The sequence below is a fragment of the Bradyrhizobium sp. genome (genome assembly GCF_049691595.1).
GTDB lineage: Bacteria > Pseudomonadota > Alphaproteobacteria > Rhizobiales > Xanthobacteraceae > Bradyrhizobium.
In genome coordinates, this window is sequence record NZ_JBAVNZ010000500.1 from 1 (window position 1) to 1,513 (window position 1,513).

1 protein-coding gene and 1 pseudogene are annotated in these 1,513 nt (G+C 64.0%); both read right to left on the reverse strand.

Annotated elements, in window-relative coordinates; translation table 11 throughout:
- A pseudogene (locus WCE35_RS20765) lies at nucleotides 1-101 on the reverse strand (2,4-dihydroxyhept-2-ene-1,7-dioic acid aldolase); the annotation flags it as partial.
- Between the two features lie 157 nt (nucleotides 102-258).
- On the reverse strand, nucleotides 259-1,344 hold the full coding sequence (locus WCE35_RS20770) for a malate/lactate/ureidoglycolate dehydrogenase (protein ID WP_424595193.1): 1,086 nt from the start codon (nucleotides 1,342-1,344) through the stop codon (nucleotides 259-261).
- Nucleotides 1,345-1,513: the final 169 nt, after the last annotated feature.

Here is a 1,513-nt window from a genome sequence, read left to right on the forward strand (position 1 = left end):
CATTGCGCGATCACCTCGGCGGAGAATCCCGACGGGATCGCCAGCCAGGCGTTCACCACGGCCTTGCCCGAGGCCCAGACTTTCTTGACGTTATTAGCCACTCTGCGTTCCTTCCCTGTTGTGCAAACTTTGTCGTCATTGCGAGCGCAGCGAAGCAATCCAGTCTTTCTTTCCGGCAGCTATGGATTGCTTCCGCCTTCGCTCATAGAGCTTCGGCGGACGCGGTCGTCGCTACGCTCCTCGCAATGACGGTGCAAATCAAGCCGTTGCCCTTTGGATGCTGACCTCGCTGACGCCGACCTCGCGGGCGGTATTGACGATTGCGGCCCAGGTATCGTCCGGCAAGGGCACGCCGTTTTTGGTGCGGTCGGCGCGCATTTTCCGCTCGGGATCGCCGGGGATCAGCACGGCATCGACGCCGGAGACCGTCTTGGTCGCCCTGATGAAGTCGACATAGCGCGAGATCTCGCCGTCGAAGAAATGGCTGGTATCGACCACCTTGGGGTCGACATAAACCGCGAACATGCCGTTGGCGAAGCGGCGGTCCGGCGCGGTCGCGCCGGTCCCCGTCAGCGCGCCGCCGAGCAATTCGCAGATGAACGCCAGCCCCGAGCCCTTGTGCTCGCCGAAGGCGCGGATCGCGCCGGTGCCCTTGGTGTGGTCGCGCGGCCCTTCCGCCGTGTGCGGCCCGTACAGCACGGCCGGGTCTTCGCTCAACGTGCCGTCGGCATCGATCAGCGCGCCCTTTGGCAATTTCTTGCCGCCGCGGCTGGCGACCAGCACCTTGCCTTCGGCGACGATCGAGGTGGCGAAATCGAGCACGATCGGATCCTGTCCCTGGCGCGGAATGCCGACGCAATAGGGCGCGGTCGACAGCCGCTTCTCGACGCCGCCATAGGGCGCCACCAGCAGCGAGCCCGCGGCGTTGACGAAGTGGACCGATACCAGCCCTTCGGCGGCGGCCATTTCCGCCCAGTCGCCGACCCGGCCGATATGCCCGGCGTTGCGCAGCGCCACCGCTGATAGCCCCGCCTTCCTGCATTTCTCGATGCCGATCCTGACCGCCTGCGGCGTCACCGTTTGCCCGTAGCCGAATTTGCCATCGACCACCGCCAGCGACGGCGTATCGACCACGAGTGCGACAGTCTGGTCGGGGACCACCGAGCCCATTTTCTTCCACCTGATATAGACCGGCACCCGGATCACGCCGTGGCTGTCATGGCCGGTGAGATTGGCCGTGGTGAGATAGGTCGCGATCCGCCGCGCCTCTTCGGGCGACGATTCCGAATGGGTGAAGACCTCGGCGACAAAATCGATCAGGTTGCTGACTTGTATCGTGACCATGTCCGGATTTTCGCCCTGTCCTTGTCGCGAGGATCGGCCACGTCATCGGTGGCCAAACCCTGCTCCCGCGCCGGTTTTCATGACCGGCTTGGCGCGCACTTTGAACGAAAAATTGCGCGCGTGTCTATGGCTTCGACCGTCATCGGCCGGCAATTGCGATGATTTGCCC